The organism is Acidaminococcus sp. AM05-11 (assembly GCF_003472805.1).
GTDB classification, from domain to species: Bacteria; Bacillota; Negativicutes; order Acidaminococcales; family Acidaminococcaceae; genus Acidaminococcus; species Acidaminococcus hominis.
Genome location: NZ_QRMX01000024.1, coordinates 22,021 through 28,821, shown reverse-complemented (window position 1 = coordinate 28,821; position 6,801 = coordinate 22,021). Strand labels below are relative to the sequence as shown.

Here is a 6,801-nt window from a genome sequence, read left to right as displayed (position 1 = left end):
ATAATCATGTTTATATGGTTTTGTATGATTTTTAGAAACTGCTGTTTAACCCCCTGCATCTCTGCAGCACCTTGGCAAAGAACCACGCCGTCCCCGCCGTATACACCATCCCCGGTGCAGCGGCGGCCAGCATAATGCTTAGCCCCTTGCCCACCAGCAGCCAGATGACCACCCGGGCCAGGGTGGTGCCTAGGGGCCCGGAAATCACATAAAAGAGCCGGCTGGAACCGAGTAATAACCAAGTTGCTCCGACCCCCAGCCGAAAGGACAACTGGATGGCCACTGCCAATAAACTCGCCGTACCCAGCATAAACCCAGCCAAAGAGGCCGCCAGCCCCGCAGTAATGTACTGCTTGAAGCCAAATACCCCACAAATAGCTACCGCAATCGGCGCCGATAGCTGAAACCCTGTTCCCGGCACCAGCCCCGGCAGCTTGATACTCCCGCTAATGGTAATCAGCACCGCCAAAAGCCCCGTCCGGCACAAAACCCTGACCCAAGAATCCCCGGGCATCTTCTTGGCAGCCGTATTTGTTGTGTTCTCCATATCCATTGACATCAAGTAACCCCCTTAGTACCAGGTGATTCGATTGTAGCAAGGTTAATGTTAAGGAACACTCTCCCCGTGAACGTGCGAGGTCAGTTGCTAAAGTAAATTCGCAATAATAATATACTTTATCCTTCTTATATACTACCACGTTGTGCTAAGTAAAAAGTAATTTTATAAACGTAATAGTACATATCCGTTGACTTCCATCAAGAATGAGGGAAGTGTCGCCGGAAGGTGACGAAGAGAGTTTATTAAAATGTAAATATCAAGATTAAAATATTTCTTGTTTTTATATTCCAGTATTGCGGCCCCCGGCCGCCTGCCTTCTCCGCACACTCGTCTTCTCCGTTTCAGCTGTGGAACAGCTGAAATGGGGAAGATGCGCCTAGCATTAGAATGCAAAGGCGCAGATGGGGCTTGTTCAAGGGAAGGTGGGGCGCGCAGCGCCTCGGATGGGCCCGCTCCACCCACACCCCGCAGACCGCACTAACCCTTAAAGGCTCCTCACTTTATGCGGCCGCATCCAAACATCCTCACAGTTTCCCAAAGGATGTTTGGTCAATAAGGCCCATGCGATAGCCGTCCAAGAAGCAAGTCCGTCAGGACGTAGCTGATTGGAACACGGCGAACCGCTGGGGGAGCTATCACCGCAGGCTGACTAAGGGAGTCGTATCCATTTCTCAAGGCCTTGGCCGTAGAGAAATGGAATATACGACCCCTGTGATAGCGGCCCAGAAGGCAAGCCCGTAGGGCGCCGCCGCCTGGCTAGCCGCGAACCACTGCGAGGATTCCCCGCACCAGCACCAGGAAGTCCGCAGACCGCACCACCCTCAAATTTGCATATACTCCCTCCCCATCACCTCCGCCGCCCAATCCAGTTCCTCCCTGCTATGGGCGGCGGTAACGGTCAGCCGAATCCGGCTGCTGCCCGGGGCCACGGTGGGCGGCCGAATGGCCGACAGCAGCAGCCCCGCTTCCTGGCACGCCTTGGCGAATGCCAGGGTTCGTCCTTCGTCCCCCAGCACCACCGGCAAGATTGGCGTCTCCCCTGGCAGCACCGGCAGCCCCGCTGCTGCCAGCTTTTCCCGCATATACCGGGCATTTTCCTGCAAGCGCCCCACGTACCGCTTGGGCGCCGCCTGGAGCAGCTCCAGCGCCTTTAGTGCTGCAGCCCCGGTGGCCGGCCCCAACGCCGTAGAGAAAATGAAGGGCCGGGACAAATTCCGCAGGGCGTCGCAGATTTCCCGGGACGCCGCAGCATACCCGCCCTCTGCCCCCAGGGCTTTGGACAGCGTCCCTACCTGGATATCCGCCCCGGGGCAGCCCCAGTATTCCGCCAGCCCCCGGCCTGTCTTCCCAATCACCCCCACCCCGTGGGCGTCGTCGGTAATCAGGCAGGCCCCGTACTTGTCCCGCAGCCTTAGCAGCCCAGACAGGTCCGCCACGTCCCCGTCCATGGAGAACACGCTGTCCGTTACCACAAACCGCTGGCCTGGGCACTCCGTTTTCTGGAGCAGCCGCTCCAGCGCCTCCAGGTCCCCGTGGGGATACACCACCACCCGGGCCCGGACAATCCGGCACCCGTCAATAATGCTGGCGTGGTTCAGGGCATCGGAGAAAATCACATCTTCCCTGCCGCACAGCCCGTACAGCACCCCCAGATTGGTCATGTAGCCCGTACCAAAAATCACTGCGTCCTCCGTGTGCTTGAAACTGGCCAGCGCCCCCTCCAGCTCCGACAGCTCAAAGGGTGCCCCCGAGGTCAGCCGGGCACCCCCGGACCCCGTGCCCCAGGCCAGCGCTTCCCGAGCCGCCCGCTGCACCAAAGGCTCGTGAGTCATTCCCAGGTAGTCGTTGGAATGAAACACCAGATACTCCCTGCCCTGCCGGTCCAGCCCCCGGGTGGCCGTTACCAGGCGCAGGTCCCGCACCTGCCGGAACTGCTCCCGCTGCCGAATTTCCTCCAGTACCGTTCCAAGCTCCCTAAGCCTCATGCTGCCACCTCACCAGTACCGTCTGATTCTGCATATACTCCTCGTAGGCCGCCACATCCGTGCCGGTCGCCACAAAGAAAATCCGTCCCCCCACCGGGTCCCCCAGGTCCTTCAGCACCGTGATCCGCACGTACCCCCGCTGCCGGGAACCCACATACCCCGTTACATACTGGGGATCGTCCGACCAGCACAGTTCCGCCACCGTCCCCGGCCCGTAGGCCACCTTGGACGCCAGCACCAGCGCCTCCCGGGGATGGTCGCCGCCCAGCCCCTGCTGGTGCATATGCCGGTCGTACAGCGCCGTGTCCGTCGCATCCATATTGCTGCACCGTACGCCCCGTTCCTGCCGCTGGTCCAGCCGCACCCCCGATTGAGCGTCCACCACCATGGCCCCCCGCATACTGTCCGTGAGCCCCTCCAGCAGCTTGAGCCCCGCCTGCACCGCCTGAGCGCTGACCCCGGCCCGCCGCAGCTCCTCCCCAGCCGCCAGCCGGCCCTCCGCCTTGGTCCGGGTCGTAATCTGGTGTACCGGGAGCACCGGGCAGTACTGGATGCTCTCCTCCGGCACCTCCTCTACCTTTACCTGCATAAAGCTGGCCGCTCCCCGCTGGTGGGTCCGGGCCCGCAACAGCATGGCCGCCACACTTTCCTCCACCTTGCCCTCCGGGACAATCCGTTCCGCCCCGGAAATATGCCGTCCCCCTACACCATGGACTCCCCCCTGGCTGGAATGCATCTTCACGCTGTACAGCACACCAATTCCTCCTTCGTTAACCATATAAATATAATCGGTAAACCTTTAAAACAAAAAAGAAGCCGAAGTCCACCTTCGGTCGCTTCCCTTACTCTACGCAAAAAAGCCCTGCTTGTCAAATAGACAAACAGGGCATGTTGACGCATATTTTTAGTTACCAAACCTTCTTACAGATTGTCAATCTGCTTTTCCATCAGGTCCCAAACCGCCTGGTCCAAAATCTCGTCGTCCAAAGACTGGTACCGGGGCCCATCCGGCAGCGGTGCCACCTCGTCGGTTTCCTCATTATATAAGAATGGCTCGTACTCATACACCGAATCGTTCCGGAAAAAATTGTCCTGAATCGCTCGGGTATCGATGAACGCCGGATGCCCCGGCTCCTGCGGAATCAGCACCATCAGACTGGTGTCCCGCACATTCCCAATGCACCGCACATCATGATTGAACGCCTTGCGGATGGTGCCCCCCGCCAGGTCCGTCACATACGTATTGTTCTTCCGGCTGATGAACAAATGAGAATCCTGGTTGGCCCAGCCCGCAATCTGGCTGTCCAACGGCAGCAGCTGCAGCACCGTATTGCTGGGATACGAAACCAGCTCGCTTTTCCGGTTCACGTACAAAATACTGTTGTTCTTGTACGCCAGCAGATTCCCCTGCATCCGGTCATAGCTATAGTCTTCCACCATCAGATGACTCTTGGTCACCGCCTTGTCCACCAGGAAAATCCGGCTCCCCAGCGCCACCCAGAACCCCTGTTCCGTAGCCTGGAGCCCCGTAGCCCGCTGGTTACCTTCTTTTTCCAGAGCCGCTACCGGCAGCCCGTGGACCCCGTTGGGCGTAATCTGCACCAGCAGGTACGTATTGTCCTTATTTTCCTTGCCCAGCAGAAGCAGGCCGGTCTCATCCACCAGCATATTCTCCAAAGACATATTATATTTATGCAAAACCTTTTCGATGGCCACCGTCCTGGACTGATCCAGTTGACTGGCTCTGCGAAAAATCAGATCTGATGCGGTACTGGCCGCCGTCACGCCCTGATATACGCCTTTTGGCGGATAAACGGCGTTGCGGATTGGGTGGTAGGCAAAAAGCAGCCCCACAATTACCAGACAGCCCACAGCTGCAGTTTTATAGTACATACCTAGGACCCCATTCCTAAAAGGTATGGAAACAACCCGTTTCCTTTATAATTATAAATTATAGCATAGAAACATGAAAAAATGATGAAAGAATTATCGGAATTCTATATTTATACGTTTATTTTTTGATAAAGCTATCCGAAAAAGCGGGAGCCCCCTGCGCAAAAGGAGAACCCCCGCCAAACGTCAAGCCTTTTTTCTGCATATACTTTGCAGTTTACAGTTCGTCTGCCATTCTGGCAGCCCGTTCGCAGCCATCCGTATCATCAATTTCCCCGATACGATAGACCCCCGGCACCAGCACCTCAGCCACCTTGTGCCATTTCAACAGGTCAGCAGACTTGGCCAGAGGAATCCGGATCCCAGCAAACACATCCATGCTGTTTTCCTCGCAGGCAGCAATCAGCCCATAGCCCTTGCCGGCCACATCCTTGCCCGCCACGCAGAAAGAATAGAACTTGTCCAGCACACACTTGATCTGGGCCGGAATGGAATACCAGTACACCGGCATCACAAAAATAATATCATCCGCTTCCAGAATCTTTGGAGCCAGCGTATTGAAATCATCATCAAAGGCACAAGCCTTCCCATTCTGGTAGCATTGCTCGCAGGCATGACAGCCGCCCAAATTAGCCTTGGCCGCATCGAAACGATAGACCTCATGCCCCTTGGCCTCCGCCTCCTTGATGAAAGCCTCCGCCATCGCCATGGTGTTCCCCTTCTTTCGAGGACTCCCCGTGATTACCACAATTTTTTTGCCCATAACCAATACCTCCTCCACAGGTGCTTCAAACACCTACAATTGTTGTCTGATAACTATATTATAACAACATATAGAGGAAATAGCACGGAAAAATCAAAAATTGTACAGTTACCGCTTCCCAGCAAACCAGTTTTCCATGGCCCGCTTGTGCTCCTGCGGAATTTTCGTAGCCACCTGCTGGTGCAGCCAGGCCAGCGTCTTGCTGTTAAGATACTGCCGCAGCTGGTTCTCCCCCTCCTGCATCACCGTATTGATAAGACAAGGACATTTCGTGTACGCATCTGGCAAATGCTCCTGGTCCAGCAGCAGCTCCCGCTGCCGGATCTCCTGACATTGGAACAGCGGCTCGGCCCCTTCAATGGCCTCCACCACCCCCCAGAACGTAATCTCCTCCGGCTTGGCCAGCAGCCTGTAGCCGCCCTTTACCCCCGGCGCCGCCTGGATCAGCCCCGCCTTCCGCAGCCGCGTAAACACCTTGGACAAATACGTCTCCGAGACCCCCTGGTACAGCGCCAGATCCTTGATACCCACCGCCTGCCCCGCCGGCAAATCCACCATATATAACAAACAATGGAGCGCATACTCCACACCCACAGAATATTTCATGTTGCTTCTCCTCATTCCCTGGAATTTTCTCTATCTTAACCCAGATACCCCTCCCCCGTCAATTCTATTATGGATAATATTTATCTTTTATTATTTTTCCTTGACAGCGAGCAGTAAATTGATTATTATAATTGCAGATAGAACGTATCCACGATTAACAATTAACCCTAAAGGAGCCTACAAATGATCAACGAAAAATTCCGCGAAGTACTGAAACACGAAGGCGTCGTCACCATCCTGTCCTGGGGCGCTACCCCCGAACCCCATTTGGTCAACACCTGGAATTCCTACTTGGAAATCACCCAAGACGGCAAAATCCTCGTCCCCGCCTTCGGCTTCCGCCAAACCGAGAAAAACGTCAACGCCAACCCCAAAGTCAAACTCGCCGCAGGCACCAAAGAAGTCCTCGGCTATAAAGACTACCAAGGCACCGGCTTCATTGTGGAAGGCACCGCCCGCTTTTTGAGCGAAGGCCCCGAATTCGACCTGATGAAAAAGAAACTCACCTTCCCTAATAGAGTCATGGAAATCACCATCGAAACCTGCACCCAAAAGATTTAAAAGAAGCAAAAAAGCATAGGATTAGAGCTGCAGCCCCGCTTTGTAAGGGCGTCAGCTCTTTTTTGCGCATCGTGTATGGCGTTGGTGCGGTCAACAGGGATTGGAGGATGTAAAACAGAGAACGTACAACAGCTTGAAGCCTGGAATTTAGGTGGCTTCAAGCTGTTGAGGAATCAAGATGGAATATATGGCGGCCCTTGGCCGCAGAATGAGACCTTCCCCACCCCGGCCCTTGGATTGGCCGTCCCTCCCCTTCCTGAATGGCGGGGAGGGCATGGGTAGTACTGGCCTGTGCTGTAGGTGTTTTTAATAGTGAATGTAGTAGTAAAGCTATCGTAACGATTAACAATTGACCAGCAGCGATATAGAACGCTTCCTGAGTGGTTCGCCGTGCTCCGTTCTCCTTCACCCTACGGGTTCGGCTCACGGACGGC

At 55.5% G+C, this 6,801-nt stretch carries 7 protein-coding genes; 1 reads left to right on the top strand and 6 read right to left on the bottom strand.

The features are described 5' to 3' along the window. Positions 1-31 precede the first annotated feature (31 nt). The 6 genes from DW089_RS09290 to DW089_RS09265 form a co-directional block, all read right to left on the bottom strand. A complete protein-coding gene (locus DW089_RS09290) occupies positions 32-553 on the bottom strand; it encodes a hypothetical protein (RefSeq protein ID WP_370450909.1) in 522 nt (173 codons plus the stop codon). An 827-nt stretch (positions 554-1,380) separates the two neighbouring features. Further along, on the bottom strand, positions 1,381-2,544 hold the full coding sequence (locus DW089_RS09285; protein ID WP_118287168.1) for a pyridoxal phosphate-dependent aminotransferase family protein: 1,164 nt from the start codon (positions 2,542-2,544) through the stop codon (positions 1,381-1,383). After that, a complete protein-coding gene (locus tag DW089_RS09280) occupies positions 2,534-3,298 on the bottom strand; it encodes a 6-carboxyhexanoate--CoA ligase (RefSeq protein ID WP_118287167.1) in 765 nt (254 codons plus the stop codon). The genes DW089_RS09285 and DW089_RS09280 overlap by 11 nt, the downstream gene beginning before the upstream one ends. Positions 3,299-3,465: 167 nt before the next feature. Then, positions 3,466-4,437, bottom strand: coding sequence for a hypothetical protein (locus DW089_RS09275; RefSeq protein ID WP_118287166.1), 972 nt, complete (start codon positions 4,435-4,437; stop codon positions 3,466-3,468). Positions 4,438-4,654: 217 nt separating this feature from the next. Continuing rightward, positions 4,655-5,200, bottom strand: coding sequence for a flavodoxin family protein (locus DW089_RS09270; RefSeq protein ID WP_118287165.1), 546 nt, complete (start codon positions 5,198-5,200; stop codon positions 4,655-4,657). Between the two features lie 108 nt (positions 5,201-5,308). Next, positions 5,309-5,806 carry an Rrf2 family transcriptional regulator gene (locus DW089_RS09265; protein WP_118287164.1) on the bottom strand — a complete coding sequence of 166 codons (498 nt, stop codon included), beginning with the start codon at positions 5,804-5,806 and terminating at the stop codon, positions 5,309-5,311. Positions 5,807-5,989: 183 nt separating this feature from the next. On the opposite strand from DW089_RS09265, the gene DW089_RS09260 reads away from it, so the two are divergent. Beyond that, on the top strand, positions 5,990-6,367 hold the full coding sequence (locus DW089_RS09260; protein ID WP_118287163.1) for a pyridoxamine 5'-phosphate oxidase family protein: 378 nt from the start codon (positions 5,990-5,992) through the stop codon (positions 6,365-6,367). Positions 6,368-6,801: the final 434 nt, after the last annotated feature.

Excerpts from the sequence above, each read along its gene's own strand:
- DW089_RS09290 (WP_370450909.1), bottom strand. The coding sequence starts at position 553 with ATGGATATGGAGAACACAACAAATACGGCTGCCAAGAAGATGCCCGGG.
- DW089_RS09285 (WP_118287168.1), bottom strand. The coding sequence starts at position 2,544 with ATGAGGCTTAGGGAGCTTGGAACGGTACTGGAGGAAATTCGGCAGCGG.
- DW089_RS09275 (WP_118287166.1), bottom strand. The coding sequence starts at position 4,437 with ATGTACTATAAAACTGCAGCTGTGGGCTGTCTGGTAATTGTGGGGCTG.
- DW089_RS09270 (WP_118287165.1), bottom strand. The coding sequence starts at position 5,200 with ATGGGCAAAAAAATTGTGGTAATCACGGGGAGTCCTCGAAAGAAGGGG.
- DW089_RS09265 (WP_118287164.1), bottom strand. The coding sequence starts at position 5,806 with ATGAAATATTCTGTGGGTGTGGAGTATGCGCTCCATTGTTTGTTATAT.
- DW089_RS09260 (WP_118287163.1), top strand. The coding sequence starts at position 5,990 with ATGATCAACGAAAAATTCCGCGAAGTACTGAAACACGAAGGCGTCGTC.